We start from the raw sequence: 22,954 nt of genomic DNA, 5'->3' as shown, positions 1-22,954 counted from the left end.
CTTAAGTTCAAAAGGCTTAGAGGGAGAGGGATTTCACATTTAAATCGTTGGGGAAAGTGCGGACAAAGATGATGTTGTTGGTGTCGCCGCAAACTTGTCCGGCAGCAGCGGGCTTACCATTGCAAGGGGCGATGGTGAAGTCTTGATGCAAATTATCAATTTGGATGCTAAATTTATGTGCTTTGTTATCCACGCGCCCCAAATAGACCATGCTTGGAAATACATTAGAACCTCTTGTGTCAGCGGCAGTGCTGGCTTTATTGACACTACGCATCACTGACCCAAGACCGCTCGTGACAGCACCACCCACACCGGGGACAAATTGTCCGGCTGTTTCCATGCCTTTGCCCGCAGCTGTTTTTAAGATTGCTGAGCTAATGGCACGACCTCTAATGACGGGGAGGGTTGTTTGGAATTCTTTTTGCACAACAACATTGAAGTTAGAGAGCACGCCCATTTTTTCGCTTTTGCCATCTACTACAACGCTAAAGTTTGTGTGGAAAGCTTGCCCGTCTTTGAGTTTAGGCAACGCCAAGTTAATGGAGGGCATTTTAAATTCTCCCAAAGTGGGTTGCTTGCCATCTTCCACAATCACCCAAGTGAATTTTTCTTTGGTGTGGTCCATGAAGTTTTTAAGGTCTTCGCCCACAATTTTATTTTGGCTCACCCCATAGGCTTCTTTTAAGTCATCAATGCCCTTACTATCGCCTGTGCTAGCAAAGAACAACCCACTTACATAGTCAACTAAGGGGTTAATGAAACCGGTGTAGGTTTTAAATTGCGCCAAGTTTGAAAAGGTTTTGTCAAGTTCGCTCTGCCACCCAGCCGTGCCTGCAGTCAATTTACTAAACATTGCGCCATTTTTTTGTTTTGCCTTTTCCATTTCCTCTTGGGTTTTCTTGATTTGTTTTTTGTAGGCTTCTTTAATGCGGCGTTCTCTGTCAATGGTGCGGTTAAACTCGACTCTAGCGTCTTGTTTGTTGCCTAAGAACGCATAGTCTAGTGCCATGTAGTAGTTGGTGAGAGTCCACTCATACATGTGCCCTTCATAAGGCACATTGATGGCTGAACCCAAAGTGGCTGCTCCGGCTTTAGCAATGCCTTTTTCCATGCTTTTAAAGTTAGTGTCAAAGGTTTTGTTCGCCTTGTCTAGGGTGTCTAAAGAAGCTTTATACTGCCCCATCATAAAAGCATTGACCCCATCTTCTAAGTTCCACAAAGGCGCGTCTTTTTGTTTTTTATCCTCTTTCAAGGCAGCTTTAGACACTTGGTCGGCTTGTTGGTGGTTTTTGGCATAGTAAGCCTGTTGGAAGCGATCCAACTCCCCACGACTCGCTGTGTGCGCACACCCCAAAATCAAACCTGCCACAGCAACGCTACAAACACCATATAACTTACGCATAGAACCTCTTTTTCTTAAAATTAAAGGCTCCATTCTAGTGTAAATAACTTTAAAAAGCGCTAAGTTTATGTAGCCTTTCTAAACGCCACAGAGAGTTCTATAATTTCTTCCTCGTTGGTTTGCAAGGCGTCGTATTTAACGATGATTGTGTTTTGGCTCTCGTTGATATACCACTCCAAAATCCCCACTTGTGCCTCAATGGCTCCAAACTTTTTGCGATCGAAGGCATCTAGGGGAAAATAGACATTTTTTTGACGGCTAGGGTTGCTAAGCAGGCTCACAAGCCCTAGCCACAACACACACACCACGACTACAAGGATTGCCACTTTTTCTACGCCAAGGTATGTATAACCCATGCCCCCTAGCATCCCCCCCACAAATGAGCCCACATAGCCATAAGTTACAAACATGCCAAGCACCAGCCCCCTTTGGTGCGCTTTGGCAAATTTGCTAGCCAGTGATTGCATGATGGGCTCAAGCGTGCCAAAGCCGGCAAAAAAGCACATGATCCCTGCGATGAAAAGCCAAGTCGTGGGCGAATTTAAATGCCTATCAGCATAGGCTAAACAAGCATAGGCGATTAAAAATAAAAACACCCCACTTAACAGCACACCCTTAGCCTTGTGGAACTTCTCGGCGATGATCGCCGCAGGTGCCATGCTCACCATGCCTAAGAACGCCCCCGCTGTGTAGATTTTCCAAAGCACGCTTTTATCCATTTTAAACTCATGCACGAGAGCTAGGGGGATTAGAACAAAAATCAAAGTCATCAAGCACTTTTCAAAGAAAGAACAAGAGTTGATGATGAAAATATCCTTGTTTTTTAAAGCGTCTTGCAAGCGGGGTTTTTCTTTGAGGGTATAGACGATCTTGGGGGGTTCTGGGACTTTAAACGCCATTAAGAGCATGGAGGCTAGGCTCAAAAGGGCGGTTAGCATAAAGAGCCACTGCACCCCAAAGTGCATGCCAATGCTAGGTCCTATCACCATTGCCGCTGTGAAGCTAAAGAAAATCCCCGCCCCCATCATCGCCATCGCATGCGTGCGCTTTTCCTCCTCCACAAGGTCGGCGATCATCGCGCTTAGCACTCCACCCATTGCGCCCATGCCCTGGATCAAACGCCCCACCACGAGCATTTGGATATTGTGCGCCATAAAGCAAAGAAAAGAACCTATGGTGAAAACCCCCAAGCACCACAGCACGACCTTTTTACGGCTGTATTTGTCGCTTAAAATCCCAATGGGGGTTTGGCATAAAATTTGGGTGAGATACGCCCCCCCCACCGCCAAGCCCATCATCGCCGCCGAAGCCTTGAAACCCACCGCATACAAAGAGATCACGGGCAAGACGATGAATAGCCCTAAAAAACGCAAAGAGGACACAAACACGAGGGGGAGAATTTTTTGCAACATAAACGACCTTTTTGCCCGCTAGTCTAGCTTTTGGGCTTTAAAACTCCTTGGCATGCTTTTTTGTCGTGGTGTAACACGCAAGCTTCTTGCAATTTTTTAAAATCTTGCTCTTTTTGCACTTGGCGCATTTGGTAGCTATAGACCCCATAAAAAGCCAAACCTGCAACTACAATAAATAACAAATCGCCCCGCCTAACCTTGGGGCAAAACCTGCAAGCCATGGTGTTTCTTTTTGCTAGCCTTATAACACATTTTCATTTAAGGTAGTATAATAAGGACTTATCCTCTTTTTGGAGTTTTTCATGTGCGCCAAGTTGGCAAAGGTTTTCACCACCCCCCTAGATTTTATCACCCGTTATTTTAAAGCGATTGTGTTGCTTTTAATCGTGCTGTTCGTGCTGGCAAGCAGGACTGGCACACAGACCTCCCCACCCAATCTAGCTAAAATCTATCTCTACGGACCTATTTTTGAAAGCGAGAGTTTAAGGGCGCAGGTGCAACAAGTGCTGGCAAATCCTAGCGTTAAGGGCGTGCTGTTGTTGATAGACTCGCCGGGGGGGAGCATTAGCGCGAGTGTGGAGCTAAACGACATGATCGCTGAGCTTAGGCAAAAACTGCCGGTGGTGGCGTATGTGCAGGGGGTGATGGCAAGTGGGAGCTACTATGCGGGCATGGCGGCCAATGCGATTTATGCCAATCGGGGCGCGCTGGTGGGCTCTATTGGGGTGATCTTTAGCGGGGTGAATATCCAAGCCCTCATGGATAAATTAGGCATCAAATCTCAAGGGCTGGCTAAGGGGGCGTATAAAGAGGTCGGTACTTTCACGCGCGCTTGGACGGACAAAGAGAAGCAATATTTAGACAAACTTCTCACGCAAGAGTATCAAATGTTTGTGAGCGATGTGGCTAAAGCGCGTAAGTTAGACTCCAAAAACGCCCCCGAGTTTGCCGAGGGCAAGATTTTTAACGCCAAAGAAGCCCTGGATTTGCACCTTATTGACCACATAGGCACTTATAATCAAGCCATTCAAGCCTTGCAAGATTTAAGCCATGTCAAAACCCCCATTTGGCTGCAAAAAGACCGCTTTGAAAGGCTCTTGGATAAATTCTTACAATCGAGCACGCAAGTTTTGGGGCGGTATTTGGGCGTGGGGCTTCATTAGCCAAACTTAGGCTATAATGGGAGTTTTGATTTAGATTAAAGGTTACTCATGGCTGCGATTTACCCTTATGTCCTCATTGTCCACTTGTTTTGTGCGGTGATTTTCATCGGTTATTTGTTCTTTGATGTGGTGATTTTGCCCAATGTTAAAAAGCTTTACGGGGAAGAGGTTGCTAACAAAGCGGAGCAGGGGATCGGTCAGAGGGCGGTTAAAATCATGCCCATTTGTGTGTTGTTGCTTTTGATCACGGGGGGGATGATGGTGAGCCAATACATCGGGGGGGATAAGGGTTACTTTGAAACCCCCTTTCAAAAAGTTCTCATGTTAAAAATTTGCTTTGCATGTGGGATTTTTGCAATGGTGGGGATCGCTTTAACTTGTAAATTTTTAAACAAAAAAAACCCCATTGGAAACATCATCCACCCAGCCGTGTTAATTCTAGGCGCTCTCATCATTGTGTGCGCTAAACTCATGTGGTATGTCTGATGTGCCCTCTTTACACGGCTCTACCCCCCCATTATTTAAACTTGAGTGTGTGGCTTTCTTTCTTAAGGCGGTTTTAAAACGGCGTGGGCGGCGTTTTGAAGAGGGGGGCTGAAAGGAAGTTTGTGGAAAGCGAGCATTTAGAACGGGGCATTAAAGTGCGGCAATTATTGATGATTGCCTTAGGCGGAACAATCGGCACAGGGCTATTTGTCGGCACGGGGGGCAATATCGCCAATGCTGGACCTTTAGGGACATTGATCGCCTACATGGTGGGCGGGGTGATTGTTTATTCCATTATTCTGTCTTTGGGCGAGTTGGCTAGTGTCTATCCCACAACCGGGAGCTTTGGCGATTATGCCAGCCGTTTCATCGGACCGGCTACGGGGTATATGGTCTTTTGGATGTATTGGGTGGGTTGGGTCATCACGGTGGCGGTGGAATACATCGCCGTGGGGCTTCTCATGCAAAGATGGTTTCCCCATGTGCCCGTGTATTACTTTGTCATGGGCTGTATTGTGCTGATTTTTTTACTCAATGCCTTTTCGGTGCGGGTCTTTGCTGAGGGGGAGTTTTTCTTAGCGTCCATTAAAGTTTTAGCCGTCTTTATTTTCATTATCTTAGGGGTGGTGGGGATTGTTTACCAAAGTTATCTGCACGGCTTTAGCCATGTATGGGATCATTTTTACATCACTAAAGCTAACCCAAACCTAGGATTAGAGGCGGGGTTTTTCCCCAAGGGGCTTTCTGGGGTCTTTGGGGTGATTTTAGCCGTGATCTTTGCCTACACGGGCACAGAGATCGTGGGCGTGGCAGCAGGGGAAGCAAAAAACCCGAGTGTGGCGATGCCTAAAGCCATCAAGGCGACTTTGTGGCGCATTGTATTTTTCTTTTTAGGTTCGGTGATCGTGATCTCTGTTTTTTTGCCTATGACCGACTCGAGCATCGCCAAAAGCCCCTTTGTCAGCACCCTAGAGCGTATCCCTTTGCCCTTTTTTGGCACGGGGATTCCTTACACTGCCGATGTGATGAATTTTGTGATCATCACGGCGATTTTATCCACCGCTAATTCGGGGGTCTATGCCTCTAGCCGCATGGTTTATGGTTTGGCACAAAAAAAGATGTTTCCCCCCATTTTTGCCAAACTCAATAAACAAGGTACCCCCGTTTACGCGATGTATTTGTCTATGGGCTTTACGCTTCTTGGCATGCTCACCCAAGCCTATGCCCCTGAAAAGATCATCGAATCTTTAATTAACATCATCAGTTTTAGCGTGATCATTGTGTGGATCAGCGTGAGCGTGGCGCAGTATAATTTTAGAAAGCAGTTTGTGGCTTCGGGCAAATCCTTAGACGACTTGCCTTACCGCGCCCCCTTTTTGCCTTTGATCCAATTCATTGGCATTAGTGGGTCGCTTGTGGGGGTCGTGGGGGCGTATATGGACCCAGACCAGCGCATTGGGGCGTATTTAACCATTGGCTACACCCTTTTATGCTATTTGGGCTACTACCTGACTAAGGATAGATGGGGGCAGGCTTAAACAAAGTTTGGTTATACTAAATAGAAATACTTATTTTTAAAGGACAGCGATGAGGTTTATAGCATTAAGCGTGGCTTTGGCCGTGGGGCTGGGGGCGGGGTCAATCAAGATACAGACCATGCCTGAGGTGAAAAACCGCGTGGGCGCAGATCACAATGGGATCAACACGATCTATTCTTACCACAACTCCGTAAAAGAGGCGACCAAGGCAGTGGTGAATATCTCCACACAAAAAAAAATTAAAAGCAATTTCATGGGTGGAGGGATTTTCAACGATCCCTTTTTCCAACAATTCTTTGGCGATCTTTATAACTCTGTGCCTAAAGATCGCGTGGAGCGCGCGCTGGGCAGTGGGGTCATTATCTCTAAGGATGGCTACATTGTTACAAACAACCATGTCATCGATGGGGCGGATAAAATCTCTGTCACCATCCCCGGGAGCAATAAAGAGTATGTGGCAACTTTAGTGGGTAAGGACGCGGACAGCGATTTGGCGGTGATTAAAATCAATAAAGAAAATCTACCTACCATCCAGTTTGCCGATAGCGGTGATCTCATGGTGGGGGATTTGGTCTTTGCCATCGGTAACCCCTTTGGGGTGGGCGAAACCGTAACACAAGGGATCATCTCTGCGCTCAATAAAACCAGTATTGGGATCAACAATTACGAAAACTTTATCCAAACAGATGCGGCGATCAACCCGGGCAACTCAGGGGGTGCGCTCATTGATAGTCGGGGCGGGTTGGTTGGGATCAACACGGCGATTTTATCGCGCACGGGGGGTAACCACGGCGTGGGCTTTGCCATCCCCTCAAACACGGTAAAACACATCGCCGTCCAGCTCATCAAAACCGGCACCATCCACAGAGGTTATCTAGGCGTGGGTATCCAAGATGTGAGTAGCGAGTTGCAATCCAGCTATAACGGGCAAGAGGGGGCGGTGGTCATCAGCATTGAAAAAGACTCCCCTGCTAAAAAAGCGGGCTTGATGATTTGGGACTTGATCATGCAAGTCAATGGCAAAAAGGTGAAAAACTCCGCCGAGTTGCGTAATTTGATCGGCTCTATGGCGCCCAACCAACGCGTGACGATCAAATACATGCGCAACAAAAAAGAATACACCACGAGCCTAGTCCTCACCGAGCGCAAAAACCCCAATAGAAAAGAAACCAGCACCGCCCACGAGGGTGCACACGGGCAACTGAGCGGCCTTAAAGTAGAGACCCTAACCCCCAAATTGCGCAAAGAAGCCCGTATCCCTGAAGAAATCCATGGGGTTTTGGTGCAAGAGGTGAAAGACAACTCTAAAGCGCAAGATTTGGGCTTTAGAGCGGGCGATGTCATCATGCAAATTGAAAATGTGAGCGTGCGCAACATTGAGGACTTCAACCGCGCCTTGAGCCGTTACCGCAATGTCCCCAAACGCTTTTTGGTTTTTGATCCTAGCCGAGGATATAAACAAATTGTGGCAAAATAGCCCTAATGGAGGGGTTGATCACAGAAGAGAGGATGGGGGCGTGCTTTGAGAGGAATTTAGGGTTTTTTAAAGCCTACCTGCCTAAGCTCTATGCCACCCTTCTTAAACCCCCCACGCTCTATAACCTCTTAAGCGATCCGGGTGGGGTTAATATCATCAATTTAAACGACCATTCCTTGCTTTTTGCTTGCATAGAGGGGCAACACCAAATGTTATCCGTTGCCAAAGAGTGGGCAAAAGCCCCGCTTACAAATCCCAAATGGCGGCTAGATGATAACCAAATCACTCCCCTAAGTCCCCTTGAATCTCTGCCCTTAACCAACAAGGGTTGCCAAGCCCTTTTAAATCTAAGCCCCAATATAAAAACCTATCACTTGGGCGCAAACTTCTACCCCCCCACGATTTTTTATGGGCTAGCCGGCGGACTGGTGTTAGCCTTACTCTTAGAACAAGGGGCGTTTTTCCACGCCTTGTATTTATGTGAAGAACACCCCGATTTGTGGCGTATCAGTTGTTACTTCATCGATTACGCCCGCTTGTTTGAGGCAACCCCACCCAATGCGTGCGTTCTAAGTCTAGGCACAATGCAACCAAAAGTCTTGCAACATATCTTTATTTCTAAAAAAATCACCCATAGCTTTTTGCACCTAGAATTTGACCCCTATAAAAACGAGGACACCAAAGCCCAAGCCCAAAGTTTTTACGCCCATAAAAAAAGCGCACTTAGGGGGTGGGGCAGCTTTGAGGATGAAATGCTGGGCTTTACAAACACCTTAAAAAACCTACAAACAAACCCCCCGATCTTGCGCCCAAAACGCATTAAGCCCATAGACTTGCCTATTTGTATCGTGGGTAATGGTCCTAGCCTAGATGGCTTATTGCCCTTTTTAAAAGAGCATGGGGATAAAATGATAATTTTTAGCTGTGGGACGGCTTTAAAGGTGCTCAAAAAGGCGGGGGTATCTGTGGATTTTCAAATTGAAATTGAGCGCATTGACTATTTAAAAGAGGTTTTAGAAAGCGCACCACTGGAGGACACGCCCTTAATCTGCGGCAATATGCTAAATCCTAAGGCCCTAGCCTACGCTAAAGAGGCGTATATGTTCATGCGGGGGGGGAGTTGGAGTGCCTACCTTGATCCGCATTTAAGCGTGGAGTTTAGCGCGCCCTTTGTGGGCAATGCGGGGGCAGCACTTGCCAGCCTCTTTAGCCACACCCTGATTTTATGCGGACTGGATTGCGGCTACATTGAGGGGCAAGCCAAACACGCCAAAGGTTCATACTATGGCACAGAAAGCTCCTTTATCCCCCCAAATGCCCTAGAAGTGCGCTCGAATTTTGGTGACAGCAAAGTCTTTAGCGATGGCTTATTTCTGCTCTCAGCTAAACAAATGGAGCAGCTCTTTAAACAAGGCAAAAACCAAGTTTACAATCTCTCTAGTGGAGCTTTTATTGAGAACACCACCCCCCTAAGGGCGCAGGATTTAAAGCTCACGGGGGGCAAGAAAGACAGAGCCATTAGGCGCATTAAAAACGCCTTTAAGCCCCTGAAACTAAGCCCACCCATAGAGGGCTTCAACGCCTTTAAAGAGACTTTAGCAGAGCTTTTAAACACACCCATAAGCACCAAAAAGGAGCTCTACGCTTTGGTGGATCGAATCAATGCCTTTAGCGTAAAAACCACGCAAGAAAACCCCTTTGTGGGGATTTTGCTAGAGGGCTCACTCGCCCATTTGTGTTTGCACCTGCTCGTGGCGTGCTTACCCTTAAAACAAGCCGACTTGCCCGTCTTTTACGCCAAAGCCAAAGATATTATTTTAAACACTATAGATGAAATGCTAGACGCTTACAATGCAATGAACACATTTGTTTAAAACCATTTGTCCTTCTGTGCTAAGGTCGGTAATGTTGGAGTGCGAGAAAATGCCTATACTCTTGAGTTTGTTGGCTTTGTTTTTAGCGTGCTGTGCGCGCCAGAGTGTGCAGGTTGTGCTTGAACCAGAGCCCCCCGAGCAACACCCAAAACAACAAACGGCCTACACTTTGCAAAAAAACTATAAATCTTTGCCCTTAGAAAAAGCCCCCAAAAGATCAAAAGAACGCTCCTGTGCACGCCCAAAACAAAAAATCACAGGTTTGGGTAGACACCAGTACAGAAGCAAAATATGCCTAGATCTTTTGGACATCACTTGGTAGTTTATTGCATATTCTCAATGCTGTATTTGTAGCGTTGTTTTTCTAACTCGAGCTGCAAGCGGTTTTTCTCTTCTTGCAAAATCTCTTCTTGGCTTTGGAGTTTTTGGATCGAGCGGCTCATGTAGTAAATGTTGTTACTTAAGTAAATCTTAGGCACAAAGAGAAATAAAACAATAAAGAAAGTGGAGAAAACAGCGACTAAGGTGGGAGCAGATAACCCTTGTTGCTCTTCTTTGTTGTCAGCAAATAGGGCTTCTTTCTCTTTGTCTGTGGCACGCAGACGGCGTTCTTCGCTCTCAAGTTCTAAGGGCTTGGAGGACACCATCACAAAGCCTTAAAGTGAAAAGCCCGCATTTTGGCACTGCGCGCACGGGGGTTGTGTTGCACTTCAGTGGGGCTTGGGGTAATGGGCTTTTTAGTGAGCGTGTCGCCATAGATGTTGGCGTATTCTTTAAAGGCGTGCTTAACTTGCCTGTCTTCTAAAGAGTGAAAAGAGATGACACACATAAGCGTGTCTTGCAAGGTTTTAGAATACTCTAACAAAGCTTGTAGGTTTTGCATTTCGGTATTCACCTCCATACGGATCGCTTGAAAAACTAGAGTGGCGGGGTGCAACTTGCCCCTGTGGGTGTGCTTGGCTAAGAAGTTTGCTAAATCCTGCGCTGTATTGAAGGGCTGTTTGTGGCGTTGCTGCACGATGAGAGAGGCGATTTTTTTGTATTCTCGCACTTCGCCCACCTGCAACATCCGTTCTAACTCGTAAAGGCTATAATGATTCACCACCTTAAATGCGTCCAAACTCTGCTCCGTGTCCATGCGCATGTCTAAACTCGGAGCGTTAAAGCCAAAGCCCCTATTTGGGTTATCTAGTTGCAAAGAGCTCACCCCCAAATCCGCCAAAATGCCTTGTGGAGGGGGTAGGGTGGGTAGAATCTGGGCGAAGTTGCCTTGTTTGTGGGTAAAACGCTCAGCATAGGGGGTAAGTTTGTCAAGGGCTAAAGCCTGTGCCTCTTTATCTCTGTCAATGCCGACAATGTGTAAATTCGGGTAGGCTTGCAACAAGGCTAGGCTGTGCCCACCTAGACCCAAAGTGCAGTCGATTAAAATAGGTTGTGGCTTTTGGCTTAGGGGTTTAAAAAGAGCGACAACCTCTTCTAATAAAACACTTTGGTGCATGCAATCCTTTAAGCATGGGCATAAGCCGAGTTCTGTCGAGGGTGGTTATTTATCTTGGATGGGTTTTGCAACCCACCTCTTGCGAAGTGCCTCATCAAAGACTTTACCATACACTTCTTGCTACAGATTGGGTTTACCTAAGCCGACCCCAATTGCTTGGGGCGCGGTGGGCTCTTACCCCACCTTTTCACCCTTACTCTTAAAGAGCGGTTATTTTCTGTGGCACTTTCCCTTAGCTTGCGCTAGCCATCCGTTAAATGGAATCTCGTCTTATGTAGCTCGGACTTTCCTCTTTGGTTTGATCCAAAGCAACCACCGCCCATGCGACTTATATTCTAACTAAAAATTCCTAAGTGTTACCTTTACACTCTGTTATATCTGTCTTAATTATTAAACGAATCAGGCAAACCATAGATCAAGCGGAGCAAGCCAATAGGATGGCGGTGTGATGAAAATTTTAAGAATGATTTTTTACAGGCCACAAAAACCAACATCCTTCTTATGTGTCTCTAAATTTAGTCGCTATTTAGTCTTTATGCGTGGATATACTTGTTCTTATTGCCCCTAGTTTTAAATAGATTTTCCTATTTAGATCTAATCTAGACGCACTGCCTTATTTTTTGAAAAACTTTTGATAAGCCTTGTCTATCCTCTCTACTAACTTAGGTGGCATGCATCACAGCCAAAAGTGCTCATCATATGCACTACATGGCCAAATCTTGTTCTAAATCAATTTTATATAACTCTTTGAGCATCCAAAAAATACGCCTCTAGGTTAAGGAAATGGAAGATTATTGTAAAGTGATTTAGACTATTTGCCTACATTCCATTTTGTTTGTGGAATTGAATCTTAAGATTTTGAAATCAGGTTTGTAAGCTGCAACGAAAGCAGTTATCAGCTTTAGTTAGGAAAGTGCATATGATCCACTCAATAAGTGCAGTTGCTAACTCTATGCTCATTTTCTGTACCCATTTTAATGTGATTCTTAAAGTTTAGGTCTATACTTTCTCATTATTTTATAAAAATAAGATTTCATTAACTTTAGAGTGTTATAATGGCACGCCTTTTAACAACAACAAGGAGTTTTATATGGATTTGCAGTTTATCTTAAAACACATGAACGACAATCATGTCAAAGACATGGAAGCCTTGCTCGCTAAATTCGGGCAAATTAAGGACGCGGTGGATGTGCATTTAAAAAACGCCACAACAGAGTTTATTGAGATCGCCTACAAAATCAAAGAGGGGGCAGCAGAGCAAATCCAAAAAATCGACTACCCCGCTAGAGTGGCTGAAATGAAAGACATCAAAGATGCCATCATTGATCTGTGTAAGTCCATCCCACAAACCACCGACATCAAAGGGATCAAAGAGGATTTAGAGAAGTTTAGGGACAGCTTTAGCAGTGTGTGTATCGCCAGCCTTAGCCCTGAAAACGAGGTCATTTGCTCTTATAGCGCACTTCTCTTTGACGAACACCACGACCACAAACATTTTTACATTTATGTGAGTGAAGTTGCCGAGCACTTCAAAAGCCTAAAAGCCCACCCTGAAAATGTAGAAATCATGTTTTTAGAAGACGAGGCGAGTGCAAAATCGCCCATTTTACGCAAACGCTTACGCTACCGCACAAAATTGCACTTCATCGAGAGGGGCGAGGAGTTTGATAGAGTGTATGACAACTTCTTAGCCAAGCACGGCAAAGGTAGGGGGCCAGAAACCATCCGCCACATGCAAGACTTCCACTTGATTAAATTAGAGTTTGTCAAAGGGCGCCTTGTCAAAGGTTTTGGGCAGGCTTACGACATCGATGCGCATGGCAATATCTCTTATGTCGGGGCTAAGGGCAACCCCCACACAAGGGGCAACCCCCACGGCGCGCACCCGCATGGCGAACATCCTCAAGGAGCGCATCCGCATGGTCATCCGCACGGTGCACATCCACACGGACACCCCCACGCTTAAACCGCTTTAGTCTAGCCACCCCATGCCCCTTAGTGGGTGTGGCTTAATTTAAACTTTATTCTTTTCACGCTAGAATAGCCACTTGCTTTATGCAAAATCACACACGCCCCGCCTTAAAGTGTTTTTAGGGAGCGTGGCGGCAAACTTTAAGGAGTTAAGTATGATCACAATGAAGGATTTATTAGAGTGTGGGGTGCATTTCGGGCACCAAACACGGCGTTGGAACCCCAAAACAGCCCGTTTTATCTTTGGGGTGCGTAAGAACATCCACATCATCGACTTGCAAAAAACCTTGCGTTACTTCCGCTACACCTACAATATCGTGAGGGACGCGAGCGCAGAGGGCAAAACGATCATGTTTGTGGGTACCAAAAAACAAGCCAGCGATGCGCTCAAAGAATACGCCATGCAAGTCAATGTCCCCTATGTCAATTACCGCTGGCTAGGCGGCATGCTCACAAACTTTAGCACCATTAGAAAATCTGTACGTAAGCTAGAAATCATGGAGGAAATGGAGAGCAGCGGGCAGATCGACCTGCTCACCAAGAAAGAAAAGCTGATGATTTTACGCAAAAAAGAAAAGCTTGAAAAATATCTAGGTGGGGTACGCCACATGAAAAAAATGCCCGATATGATGTTCATCGTGGATGTGGTGAAGGAAAAAATCGCTGTGGCTGAGGCACGCCGTTTAGGTATTCCCATCATTGCCCCCTTAGACACAAATTGCGACCCCGATTTGGTGGATTACCCGATCCCGGGCAATGACGATGCGATCCGCTCCATCGGCCTTTTCTGTAAAGAAATGGCAGAGGCGATCACAGAGGGGCGTGAGCTTGTGGGACGCAGCGAGGAAGTGGCGGAAGATGTGGAGGCAGCTAGCGAGGTAGAGAAAGAGGAAATTTTGGAGGAAATTGCCCAAGAAGAGGGGGTAGAAAATGAGTAATGTTAGTGCCGCCCAAGTTAAACAGCTGAGGGAAATGACAGACGCACCTATGATGGATTGCAAAAAAGCCCTTGTGGAGTGCGGGGGAGATTTAGAAAAGGCTGTGGAATATTTGCGTGAAAAGGGCTTAAGCAAGGCGATCAAAAAAGCCGATCGTGTGGCAGCTGAGGGTGTGATCGCCCTTGCCGCGGACAGCACCCAAGCGACCATGCTAGAGATCAATAGTGAAACCGACTTTGTCGCCAAAAACGACCACTTTAAAGCCCTTGTAGCAAAATCTTTAGAGCTTGCCAAAGACAAACAACCCAAAGACACCAAAGAGTTATACCAACTGCAAATCGAGGGGCAGGCTTACGAGTCCTACTTGCACGCTGCGGTGGCTAAAATCGGGGAAAACATCGTGGTGCGCCGTTTGGCTTGCGTGCAAGCGGGGGCTAATGAAGTGCTCAATGGCTACTTGCATGCCAACCACCGCGTAGGTGCGATCATCAAAATCGCCCACAAAGACCCCAAAAACGCCGATAAATTGCGCGAATTAGCCCGCCATATCGCCATGCACGCCGCCGCCATGAAACCTGTTGTATTGGATTACAAAGCCTTTAACCCTGACTTCATTGCTAAGGAAAAATTAGCCTTAGTGGCAGAGATTGAAAAGGAAAATGAAGAGGCAAAGAGGCTAGGCAAGCCTTTAAAACACATCCCCACCTATGTAAGTAAAGCCGAACTGACAGAGGACATTTTAGCCAAGCAAGAGGAGGCTTACAAACAAGAGCTAAGGGATCAAGGCAAGCCTGAAAAAATCTTTGATAAAATCATCCCTGGCAAAATGGAGCGCTTCATCGCCGACAACACCCTACTAGACCAAAGGTTGACCTTGCTTGGGCAATTCTTTGTGATGGATGATAAAAAGACCATCCAACAAATCTTAGATGAGAGAAGCGCACAAATCAACGATGAAATCCGCATTGTGGAGTTTATCCGCTTTGAAGTGGGCGAGGGGATTGAAAAGAAAAGCGAGGATTTTGCGGCCGAAGTGGCGGCACAAATGAAATAACGCAAGCCATGCGATCAACTAATAAGGAGGACTTATGAGCTCTTATCTTTTTACCTCCGAGTCGGTTACAGAGGGACATCCGGACAAAATGGCGGATCAAATCAGCGATGCCGTCTTAGATTATATCATTGAGCGGGATAAAAACGCCCGCGTGGCGTGTGAAACCTTACTCGCCAATGGGTTTTGTATCATCACGGGCGAGCTCAAGACCAAGATTTATGCTCCCATGCAAGAGATCGCAAGGGGAGTTGTCAAAGACATCGGCTACACGGACGCGCTCTATGGCTTTGATTACCGCAGCGCAGCAGTGCTCAATGGGGTTGGCGAGCAAAGCCCGGACATTAATCAAGGCGTGGATCGCTTGGATGGCGAAGTGGGGGCGGGCGATCAGGGGATCATGTTTGGTTATGCTTGTAACGAAACCCCCCAACTCATGCCCCTAGCCGTTAGCCTTGCGCACGCCATCACTTTGGGGCTTGCCAACGCTAGAAAAAGCGCGACCTTGCCCTTTTTGCGCCCCGATGGCAAGGCGCAGGTTACGATCCGCTACGAGGGCCATGAGCCCGTGGGCATCGACACAATCGTGGTGTCTACCCAACACTCCCCCGAGATCGACCAAAAGCACCTACGCGAAGCGGTGATTGAAGAGATCGTGTATAAAGTCTTGCCTAAGGAGTTTTTAAACGACAACATCAAATACCACATCAACCCCACCGGTAAATTTGTCATCGGCGGGCCGCAAGGCGATGCAGGGCTTACGGGGCGTAAGATCATCGTGGATACTTACGGGGGTTCTTGCCCACACGGGGGTGGGGCGTTTAGCGGCAAAGATCCTTCTAAGGTGGATCGCAGCGCGGCTTACATGGCGCGCTACATCGCTAAAAATTTGGTGGCTAGCGGGGTGTGTAAGCGGGCGACTGTGCAACTCGCCTATGCGATCGGCATTGTGGACCCCGTGTCTGTCTACATCAACACCCACCACACAAGCATTTATACCCCCCAAGACCTTGAGGCGTGCGTGCGTGCGCTTTTTAAACTCACCCCAAAGGGGATCATTGAAAGTTTAGACCTCTTACGCCCCATTTACCGCCAAACGGCAGCTTACGGGCATTTTGGACGGGAAGGGTTTAGTTGGGAGCAAACCGACAAAGCCACAGCGATCGCTGACTTCTTGAGTAAATAACCAAAGTTTTTAGATTTTAGGGAGTGGTGGAGTGTAGGGGGATCGAACCCCTGACCTCAACGCTGCCAGCGTTGCGCTCTCCCAGCTGAGCTAACACCCCAAAATTCCGCATTCTAGCACAGATTTTATAAAAATGCAAGCCTAACCATTGAGTTCGTGGTAGTGTTTTTGATACTCGGCTTGCATGTCCTGCTCTAATTTGGTGTACCAATCCGTGCTTAAATCGGGGGTGAAGGCGGGCATGAGCACCATGCGTAAATGCGTAGCTTGCGATTCTATGGGCTTGGTGTTAAAAATCTTGCGGGTGTTGAGTAAGAGTATGGGCTGGATTTTTAAATGTAACTTCTCGGCTAAAACCTTAGCCCCCGGCTTAAAGGGCAAGAATTTTTCTAGCCCACGGCTTCTTGTCCCCTCGGGAAAGATCACCAAGGGGCGGTCTTGCTCTAGCTTTTCTTTGGCAATTTTAAGCAAAGAGGCTAATCCGCGCCGATCCTCTCTGTCGATTAAAATCATCTCAGGAGTTTTAAGTGCGTAGCCATAGTAGGGCATATCGCCCAGCTCTTTTTTGGCGACCCAGCAAATGTTGCGGGGGTGGTAAGCCTCTAGGCAAATGATGTCAATAATGCTTTGGTGGTTGAGCACAATCAAATCTGCGCTTAAATCAAACTCCCCGATTTTCTCTAAGGGGGAATGCACTAAAAAGAAAAAAGAGCGACACCATTTACGGGTTTGGCGGGAATTGTTGTGTTTACGGGTTAGAAAGTTCATTAAAATGATGAAACCTAGCCCCAAACCCACGACCAAGAGCGTATAAATGCCTCGGATTCTACTCCACATCTTCCTTCCTCACCCAACCGATTTTCTCATCATCTGTCATGATTTTATAGTATTTGGCATGCTCGCCTATGATTTTGACATGCAGGGCTTGCTTGGGGATCAAGAGCAAAGTTGAATTTTGCGTGGGTAAGATTTTAATCGTTGCATTAGCTCTTAAAACCCCTGTGCGGTAGGTGGAAAGGACATTCCACAGCAAAACCCCCATGAGCAAAATAGCCACGACCAATGCCGTGTTTTTATAACTTGTGAGAAAATAGCACACTATAACCACAAGCAACAAGCCCATTAAAAAGATGTTTGAAAAGAGCAGTAAATTGTTCTTAGGCTTTAGGTTGCTCTGTGTGCTCACACTTTCTTCAATGGGGATTAAAGAAAAATGCAATTCCTTAAATTGTGCCTCTTGCAAGGAAAAATAATTAAAAGACAAGCTTTGCATGCTCTTTGGCAAAATACAATAATAAACCCCACTGACATTATCCGTACCTGAATGGCTGCCCTCAAAGCCTTGTTTGAATTCGCCGGGGATTTTAAAATCTTCTAAATTTGCGCCTTTGGCTTGCAACTCAAAGACGAGAATATTGTGGGTGGTGTCGTATTCTTTGACCTTGTAGCCGGTAACGCTAAAGTTTGTTGCCACCACGCCCACATAATTAGGGTGTGCTGAGAGGTCAACCACTTGCAAAGGGATGGCGGGCGCACTGGATTTATCCAAATAATCTTGATCCTGCACGAAGGCACTCACTTTAAGAGCAGGGATCACCGCCTTTGTGCCTAAAACCTTGTAATTGTAAGTGGTGCTGTAGCTGTCCGTGCCCGAAGCGACCCAATTTGGGGTAAAGTTTAGGCGTTTGAGCTCTTTAGGGTCGGGTAGGTTTTCTAACTCTGCCCCTAAAAATTTGGCTTGAGAGAAGAGCATTAAGTTATATTGTACGCGGATTCTTTGCCCCACATACACGGGCTTGCTGGTCAAATCTTGTAAATTCACCACTTTGACATACACAACCTTCGCCCGCACTTCCTCGCTTTGCAAACCAACTAGGCAAAGTAAGAAGTATAAAAGGCAAGCTAGCCCCGCCCTCACAAGCGTCTACCTATGTGCGCTCTCTTTGTTAGGAGCGGTTAGGATGTCCCAAACTTTTAGGGTGTCTATGGCGGTTTTTAGCTGAATATCCGCATTGATGTCCTTTTGGGTGATGGGTTTGCTCTCTTTGTCCTCAACCTTTTTACCATGTTCGTGTTTTTTGTTCTCGGATTTGCTGTTTAGCGATTGTAATTCTTGCTGCAAGTGGTGTTTTAAATCCGCCTCTTTAATGCTGAACTTGCTTTCATCTTGGGGGACATTGCCCGGATACACCACAATGTCGGGCTTGATCCCCACGGCTTGGATCGTGCGCCCGCTGGGCAAATAGTAGCGGGCGATGGTGATCTTGATCGCCTCGTCCCTACCCACGGGGAAGGTGGTTTGCACGCTGCCTTTACCAAAGGTGCTTTCCCCAATGATGACCGCGCGTTTGTGATCTTGCAGAGCCCCTGAGACAATCTCGCTTGCGCTGGCTGTGCCCGCATTGACTAAAACGGCGATGGGCAAATTGGGGTAGGGGGCTTTGCCATCGGCGTGGTATTCAATGTCCTCGGCCTTCACCCGTCCTTTTTGCGACACGATGATGCCGTGCTTGATGAAGAGATTAGATAGATCGATGGCTTGGCTTAAAAGTCCTCCCGGATTGGAGCGCAAATCGAGCACAATGCCCTGTAAGTTTCTAGCCTTTCTTAGCTCGGTGAGCACCCCTTTAACCACATTGCGATCAAATGAATTGACCCGCACATACAAGAAGTGTGTCCCTTCGATTTTTGGCGTGCACGGATTTAATCTTAATGATGTCGCGCAACATTTTCACCACAATGGGTTTGGATTCATTCTTACGCACCAAAGTGAGCTCAATGGGGGTTTTAGGCTTGCCACGCATGAGATTAACGGCGTTGTCAATGCTCATGTTTAAAGTGCTCTCTTGGTTGATTTTTAAGATCACATCCCCGGCCTTAATCCCGGCTCTAAAGGCGGGGGTGTCATCCAAGGGAGCGATCACGGTGAGCGCACCATCGCGGATACCCACGGTGATGCCAAGCCCCCCAAATTCGCCCTCTGTTTGGGCTCTAAAATCGCGGAATTTCTTAGGCGTTAAGTAGGATGAGTGCGCGTCTAGGTTCGTCATCAAGCCATCGATGGCTTTATCCACAATGTCGTTAATGCTGACCTTGTCTACATAGTAGCGTTCAACTTGTTCCACCACATTGGAGAATTTTTTTAGGGCATTGAGCCGCTCTTGGGTTGTGGATCTGCTATTTTTTTTTTAAAGTTTTGGGTGTGGGGGGTATTTTGTGCCACTCCGTCCTGTGGCAAGTTATGCGCCACCAACCACACACTCAAAATAGAAGACACAAGCCCCGTTACAAAATACTTATTCATCATGCCCCTTATCTTTCAATTCACATCAAAAAGTGCCATTCTACCGAAAACTAGGCAATTTTACAATTAGTCCACACAAACCCCAAATCTTATAAACCAAAGTTTAAAGCCCTCTATGGGCTTAGTTACTTTGTGTAGCATCCCTTTGTTTTCTAGGGTTTTGGCATGGGCTTGGGGCAACTCTAACAGAGTTTCCAATTTATAATCCTAAATGTAGGACGACTTCTAATAGGGCTAAAAGAAGGTTTTTACTCGGTCTATTCGGATCAGCCAAGGAGACAATATGCAAGATAGACATGAACAACGACAAGGGCAACATTTAGGCATTAGATCGAACTTCTCCGTTCTAACCTATGTCTGTGGACCATTGATGTTTTTTGCAACCTCTATGGATGCATTCGAGTATAAATTTGGCGGGCGTGCCGAGCAGACCTCTCAAATTGGGTTCAACACGAGAGAGATCGACCGCAGGAGAGGGCTTTACCCCATGCAACAATACGCCACCGTGTCCGGGTATTTGGATTTAAGCATGAGCTTTTTGCCCAAGAAATCCGCCCATGTGCTGAAAGGTGGGATCGGGGGCATGGTCGGGGGCGTTTTCTACGACAGCACCAAAAACCTCGATCGGGGCAGCCAAATCTTCAACTATTTTGGTTACTACAATGGATATCTAGACGGCAACCACAACTCCATCGCCACCGATGACGACAACCTAAAGGACAGCTTCATTCGAAAAAACTCGCGTACCTACATTTGGAGCGATGCATTTTTGGAGTACCAATACAAGGATTACTTTGGCATCAAGGGTGGCCGCTACACCTCTACAATGCCCTACAGAAGTGGGAAAACCCAAGGCTTTGAGGTCTTTGGGCAATACAAACACGCCCGCTTGGTGTGGTTTAGCTCGTGGGGGCGTGCGATCGCCAGCGGTGGATTTCTAATCAACTGGTATGCCCCTAGAACCTCTTACAGCGGGGGCTATGTGAAAAACGCCCAAGGGGGTTGGACCCCTGTAGGCTACAAGCTCTCTTACGGTACACATGCTGTGAGACTCATTTACAACCAACATAAATTATTGGCGGAGTTCTTCTACTACTTCTCGCCCAAGACTTTCAACGCCCCGGGTTTTACGCTCGGCTGGGACACCAACCCTAATTTTGACGGCAAGGGTTTTAAATCAGACACCCACATCACCGCCATCTTCCCCGTGTATGAGCCTTGGATGGTCTTTGGTTCAACGGGGGCGGTGAAGTATAAATACGGCACGCCCATCACCCAAACCGGCCAAAGCCTCATCTTGCGCCAACGCTTTGACTACAATAACTTCTACCTTGTGGGGACTTTTTACAAGAACTTTGGCAACCCCAACACCTATGTGGGCAACATGGGTAACCCGGCTGGTGTGCTTTTGGGGGGTAATAGCATCTATGTGGGCACGGCGGGTACGGCTTTAAAAGCCAATGCTGTAACAGGGGCGATCGCCTATGGAGCCACGCATTTTAATAAAAAGTTCACATGGCGGATGCAATGGCAGTGGACAAGCGCACCCGTGGCATGGGAGGGCCGCTACATGCTCACCCTAGGCTACAACTTCAACCAATACCTCAAAGCAACGGTCGACCTTGCATACTATGGGGTGCACACCAACAAGGGCTACCAAGCCGGCTTGAACAATCAAATCTGTATAACTTATTGTAGCGGTGGCTATCAGGATAGAAGTGCCCTTTACACAAACATCATGGTTTCGTTTTAGACGGACAAGCAAAGGGGATACGGAGGTTTGAGATCGGGGGGGCTTAAGCAAATTTTTGCTATCCTTAGCGTACAAGGGTAAATATTCTTAGATATTTGCTTGAAAATTTTAGATTTGAGGAGAGTTGATGGATAAAATAACAATAACCTTGACAAAATCCCCACAAAGCCTTTCTTCTCTAATCATGGTCATTCTTTGCGGAAGGAGGATGATGCGCGCAATGCTCTTTTGCGCGAGGCGTACCTTCAGGGTAACACAATAACCCCACCGAGTTGGTCTCACAAGTTTCTATAACGAGGGTTCTTGGGTGTGCTCTATCCAAGGACTTCACGATAGCAAAAGGATTTAAAATGAAAAAAGTTGTGTTACTCTCTAAGAGTTTAGTGGCCTATTTGGGTCTTCTGTCCCAAGCTTCCTCCATGGATTGGAAACATTTTGACCTACGGCAATTAGAGCAGTTTGCCAAGTTCAAGGCCGGGGTCGAGTCGTTTTCTAAGATTGGGTTCAATAACAAACCTATCAACACCAATAAGGGCCTTTATCCGACAGAAACCTTTGTAACCATTGTGGGGTATTTACAAATGGATCTTCCCGAAATCATGCCCAAAGCTGCCCGGGCTAACGGACACCACATGTCGGGCAGTTTAGGGGGCTTTGGGGGAGGGTTGCTCTATGATGGCACCAAAGACACCATCAACCAAGTTACGGGCAAACCCTATGGGAGTATGGCGTGGAACTACTTTGGTTACTGGGGCGGGCTCGTGGGGCAAAAGCCTTGGGCGCAGTGCTGGTATGGGGCAGGGGGAGGAAGCCAAGCATCCTACGCAGGCAAAAGTGCAGCCCAGTTACAAGCCATGTCGAATGCCACAAGCATTGGGGGGGTAAACACGGCAGATTGTGTGCAAGGCTATGCCAATAATACCCGTAACTATGTGATCTACAACGCCTACATCGACTACTCCTACAAGAACATTTTTAGATTCAGGGGTGGGCGTTATGAATCACCAGCCGACTACATGAGTGGTTACACGCAAGGGCTGGACATGACCTTAAATTTAAACCATTTTAAGTTTTGGTGGTTTAGCTGCTTTGGACGGGGCTTTGCCTACAACGAGTGGCTGTATAACTTCTACTCTCCCAAAACCTACACCCTAGCCGATGGCAAGAAGATCAACCCCGGGGTGCACGCCTTTTACATCACTTGGGAGTATAAGGGCTTTAGTGTGGTGCCCTTTGTCTATTTTTCGCCCAACAACGAATACAGCCCATGCTTTACTTTGATGTATGACAGCAACCCCAAATTTAAAGGGATAGGCTGGCGCTCGCAAACCGACATCACGGTGTTAAACCCCTTTTATGCCAAACGCTTTTGGGACACCTACCAGTTTGGCATGATCTCACACAGAAACGCCCACAGCTTGATGATCAAACAGCGCTTTGACTACAACAACTACAACTTTGGGGGCGGAATTTACCAAAACTTTGGCAACGCCAACTGGATGATCGGCTACCACGGGAGCCGTCTAGGGTTTGACTTTTGGGACAACACGGTTTATGCCAACACCATTAACTCCCTCTCTTACATGATGGACTCCAACGCCTTCACCGCCTTTCTCTTTGGCGGGGGGGTGTATAAAAAATGGCTTTGGGGTTTGATCGGCCGTTTGACCTATGGTCCCCGTGCGGATGAACAGGTTTTTGCGTTTAACCTCGGTTACGAGTTTTCTAAGCGTTTTTATGCCGACATTAAAGTGGAATACTATAACCAAATCATGCGTCACGGCTATAAAATTGGTTGGAACGGACCTTTCTTACCCGATCAGCCTGCCACCGACCAAGACAGAAGCCATATTTTTACCGAGATTAAGGTGAAGCTCTGATCTCGTAGAATAAGACTTAAA

18 protein-coding genes, 1 tRNA gene, 1 other RNA gene and 1 pseudogene are annotated in these 22,954 nt (G+C 46.9%); 11 read left to right on the top strand and 10 right to left on the bottom strand.

The window, feature by feature from the left end; genetic code table 11:
- Positions 1 to 16: 16 nt before the first annotated feature.
- From K6J74_RS00470 to K6J74_RS00460, 3 genes are all read right to left on the bottom strand, one after another.
- On the bottom strand, positions 17 to 1,402 hold the full coding sequence (locus K6J74_RS00470; RefSeq protein ID WP_221271998.1) for a COG3014 family protein: 1,386 nt from the start codon (positions 1,400 to 1,402) through the stop codon (positions 17 to 19).
- 65 nt (positions 1,403 to 1,467) lie between these two features.
- Complete coding sequence (locus K6J74_RS00465; RefSeq protein ID WP_221271997.1) at positions 1,468 to 2,814, bottom strand: MFS transporter; 1,347 nt, start codon at positions 2,812 to 2,814, stop codon at positions 1,468 to 1,470.
- 23 nt (positions 2,815 to 2,837) lie between these two features.
- The gene (locus K6J74_RS00460) at positions 2,838 to 3,035 is read right to left on the bottom strand and encodes a hypothetical protein (protein ID WP_221271996.1); all 198 of its coding nucleotides are present in this window, start codon (positions 3,033 to 3,035) and stop codon (positions 2,838 to 2,840) included.
- A gap of 81 nt (positions 3,036 to 3,116) precedes the next feature.
- On the opposite strand from K6J74_RS00460, the gene sppA reads away from it, so the two are divergent.
- The 5 genes from sppA (at position 3,117) to K6J74_RS00435 (ending at position 9,352) form a co-directional block, all read left to right on the top strand.
- Entirely contained in the window at positions 3,117 to 3,977 is an 861-nt protein-coding gene (sppA, locus tag K6J74_RS00455; protein WP_221272530.1) for a signal peptide peptidase SppA, read from the top strand.
- A 48-nt stretch (positions 3,978 to 4,025) separates the two neighbouring features.
- The gene (locus tag K6J74_RS00450) at positions 4,026 to 4,463 is read left to right on the top strand and encodes a CopD family copper resistance protein (RefSeq protein WP_221271995.1); all 438 of its coding nucleotides are present in this window, start codon (positions 4,026 to 4,028) and stop codon (positions 4,461 to 4,463) included.
- Positions 4,464 to 4,633: 170 nt separating this feature from the next.
- Positions 4,634 to 6,001, top strand: coding sequence for an amino acid permease (locus K6J74_RS00445; protein ID WP_221272529.1), 1,368 nt, complete (start codon positions 4,634 to 4,636; stop codon positions 5,999 to 6,001).
- 49 nt (positions 6,002 to 6,050) lie between these two features.
- Positions 6,051 to 7,478, top strand: a complete 1,428-nt coding sequence (locus K6J74_RS00440) for a Do family serine endopeptidase (RefSeq protein ID WP_221271994.1) — start codon at positions 6,051 to 6,053, stop codon at positions 7,476 to 7,478.
- A 5-nt stretch (positions 7,479 to 7,483) separates the two neighbouring features.
- Positions 7,484 to 9,352 carry a motility associated factor glycosyltransferase family protein gene (locus tag K6J74_RS00435; RefSeq protein WP_221271993.1) on the top strand — a complete coding sequence of 623 codons (1,869 nt, stop codon included), beginning with the start codon at positions 7,484 to 7,486 and terminating at the stop codon, positions 9,350 to 9,352.
- Between the two features lie 323 nt (positions 9,353 to 9,675).
- Here K6J74_RS00435 and K6J74_RS00430 read toward each other — a convergent pair whose 3' ends face one another.
- The 3 genes from K6J74_RS00430 to rnpB form a co-directional block, all read right to left on the bottom strand.
- Entirely contained in the window at positions 9,676 to 9,999 is a 324-nt protein-coding gene (locus K6J74_RS00430; protein ID WP_221271992.1) for a hypothetical protein, read from the bottom strand.
- On the bottom strand, positions 9,999 to 10,850 hold the full coding sequence (gene rsmH / locus K6J74_RS00425) for a 16S rRNA (cytosine(1402)-N(4))-methyltransferase RsmH (protein ID WP_221271991.1): 852 nt from the start codon (positions 10,848 to 10,850) through the stop codon (positions 9,999 to 10,001). Before rsmH ends, K6J74_RS00430 begins: the two co-directional genes overlap by 1 nt.
- A 6-nt stretch (positions 10,851 to 10,856) precedes the next feature.
- An RNA gene (gene rnpB / locus K6J74_RS00420) (RNase P RNA component class A) lies at positions 10,857 to 11,177 on the bottom strand.
- Between the two features lie 763 nt (positions 11,178 to 11,940).
- Between rnpB and K6J74_RS00415 the strand changes: the two genes are divergently transcribed.
- The 4 genes from K6J74_RS00415 to metK all read left to right on the top strand — a co-directional run bounded on the left by K6J74_RS00415 (position 11,941) and on the right by metK (position 15,996).
- Positions 11,941 to 12,816, top strand: a complete 876-nt coding sequence (locus K6J74_RS00415) for a HugZ family heme oxygenase (protein ID WP_221271990.1) — start codon at positions 11,941 to 11,943, stop codon at positions 12,814 to 12,816.
- Positions 12,817 to 12,976: 160 nt separating this feature from the next.
- A complete protein-coding gene (rpsB, locus tag K6J74_RS00410; RefSeq protein ID WP_221271989.1) occupies positions 12,977 to 13,759 on the top strand; it encodes a 30S ribosomal protein S2 in 783 nt (260 codons plus the stop codon).
- Positions 13,752 to 14,813, top strand: coding sequence for a translation elongation factor Ts (gene tsf, locus K6J74_RS00405; protein ID WP_221271988.1), 1,062 nt, complete (start codon positions 13,752 to 13,754; stop codon positions 14,811 to 14,813). Before rpsB ends, tsf begins: the two co-directional genes overlap by 8 nt.
- A gap of 34 nt (positions 14,814 to 14,847) precedes the next feature.
- Positions 14,848 to 15,996 (top strand): methionine adenosyltransferase, encoded by a 1,149-nt coding sequence (metK, locus tag K6J74_RS00400; protein ID WP_221271987.1) that lies wholly within the window; start codon positions 14,848 to 14,850, stop codon positions 15,994 to 15,996.
- Between the two features lie 24 nt (positions 15,997 to 16,020).
- Here metK and K6J74_RS00395 read toward each other — a convergent pair.
- From K6J74_RS00395 to K6J74_RS00380, 4 genes and pseudogenes are all read right to left on the bottom strand, one after another.
- Positions 16,021 to 16,096: transfer RNA gene (locus K6J74_RS00395), tRNA-Ala, on the bottom strand.
- Positions 16,097 to 16,137: 41 nt separating this feature from the next.
- On the bottom strand, positions 16,138 to 16,833 hold the full coding sequence (locus tag K6J74_RS00390) for a 1-acylglycerol-3-phosphate O-acyltransferase (protein WP_221271986.1): 696 nt from the start codon (positions 16,831 to 16,833) through the stop codon (positions 16,138 to 16,140).
- Entirely contained in the window at positions 16,823 to 17,848 is a 1,026-nt protein-coding gene (locus tag K6J74_RS00385) for a hypothetical protein (RefSeq protein ID WP_260321609.1), read from the bottom strand. Before K6J74_RS00385 ends, K6J74_RS00390 begins: the two co-directional genes overlap by 11 nt.
- A gap of 72 nt (positions 17,849 to 17,920) precedes the next feature.
- Positions 17,921 to 19,300 (bottom strand): annotated as a pseudogene (locus K6J74_RS00380) (S41 family peptidase).
- Positions 19,301 to 19,670: 370 nt separating this feature from the next.
- On the opposite strand from K6J74_RS00380, the gene K6J74_RS00375 reads away from it, so the two are divergent.
- Together K6J74_RS00375 and K6J74_RS00370 are read left to right on the top strand one after the other, a co-directional pair.
- Entirely contained in the window at positions 19,671 to 21,053 is a 1,383-nt protein-coding gene (locus K6J74_RS00375; protein WP_221272528.1) for an outer membrane family protein, read from the top strand.
- A gap of 350 nt (positions 21,054 to 21,403) precedes the next feature.
- The gene (locus K6J74_RS00370) at positions 21,404 to 22,933 is read left to right on the top strand and encodes an outer membrane family protein (RefSeq protein WP_221271984.1); all 1,530 of its coding nucleotides are present in this window, start codon (positions 21,404 to 21,406) and stop codon (positions 22,931 to 22,933) included.
- Positions 22,934 to 22,954 lie beyond the last annotated feature (21 nt).

Origin of the sequence: Helicobacter sp. NHP19-012, from assembly GCF_019703325.1 — a bacterium.
GTDB classification, from domain to species: Bacteria; Campylobacterota; Campylobacteria; order Campylobacterales; family Helicobacteraceae; genus Helicobacter; species Helicobacter gastrofelis.
This window is presented reverse-complemented; position numbering and strand designations above follow the sequence as displayed.

Bases quoted from the DNA above. Each gene is read 5' to 3' on its own strand.
- K6J74_RS00470 (WP_221271998.1), bottom strand. From the start codon at position 1,402: ATGCGTAAGTTATATGGTGTTTGTAGCGTTGCTGTGGCAGGTTTGATT.
- K6J74_RS00465 (WP_221271997.1), bottom strand. From the start codon at position 2,814: ATGTTGCAAAAAATTCTCCCCCTCGTGTTTGTGTCCTCTTTGCGTTTT.
- K6J74_RS00460 (WP_221271996.1), bottom strand. From the start codon at position 3,035: ATGGCTTGCAGGTTTTGCCCCAAGGTTAGGCGGGGCGATTTGTTATTT.
- sppA (WP_221272530.1), top strand. From the start codon at position 3,117: ATGTGCGCCAAGTTGGCAAAGGTTTTCACCACCCCCCTAGATTTTATC.
- K6J74_RS00450 (WP_221271995.1), top strand. From the start codon at position 4,026: ATGGCTGCGATTTACCCTTATGTCCTCATTGTCCACTTGTTTTGTGCG.
- K6J74_RS00445 (WP_221272529.1), top strand. From the start codon at position 4,634: ATGATTGCCTTAGGCGGAACAATCGGCACAGGGCTATTTGTCGGCACG.
- K6J74_RS00440 (WP_221271994.1), top strand. From the start codon at position 6,051: ATGAGGTTTATAGCATTAAGCGTGGCTTTGGCCGTGGGGCTGGGGGCG.
- K6J74_RS00435 (WP_221271993.1), top strand. From the start codon at position 7,484: ATGGAGGGGTTGATCACAGAAGAGAGGATGGGGGCGTGCTTTGAGAGG.
- K6J74_RS00430 (WP_221271992.1), bottom strand. From the start codon at position 9,999: ATGGTGTCCTCCAAGCCCTTAGAACTTGAGAGCGAAGAACGCCGTCTG.
- rsmH (WP_221271991.1), bottom strand. From the start codon at position 10,850: ATGCACCAAAGTGTTTTATTAGAAGAGGTTGTCGCTCTTTTTAAACCC.
- K6J74_RS00415 (WP_221271990.1), top strand. From the start codon at position 11,941: ATGGATTTGCAGTTTATCTTAAAACACATGAACGACAATCATGTCAAA.
- rpsB (WP_221271989.1), top strand. From the start codon at position 12,977: ATGATCACAATGAAGGATTTATTAGAGTGTGGGGTGCATTTCGGGCAC.
- tsf (WP_221271988.1), top strand. From the start codon at position 13,752: ATGAGTAATGTTAGTGCCGCCCAAGTTAAACAGCTGAGGGAAATGACA.
- metK (WP_221271987.1), top strand. From the start codon at position 14,848: ATGAGCTCTTATCTTTTTACCTCCGAGTCGGTTACAGAGGGACATCCG.
- K6J74_RS00390 (WP_221271986.1), bottom strand. From the start codon at position 16,833: ATGTGGAGTAGAATCCGAGGCATTTATACGCTCTTGGTCGTGGGTTTG.
- K6J74_RS00375 (WP_221272528.1), top strand. From the start codon at position 19,671: ATGTTTTTTGCAACCTCTATGGATGCATTCGAGTATAAATTTGGCGGG.
- K6J74_RS00370 (WP_221271984.1), top strand. From the start codon at position 21,404: ATGAAAAAAGTTGTGTTACTCTCTAAGAGTTTAGTGGCCTATTTGGGT.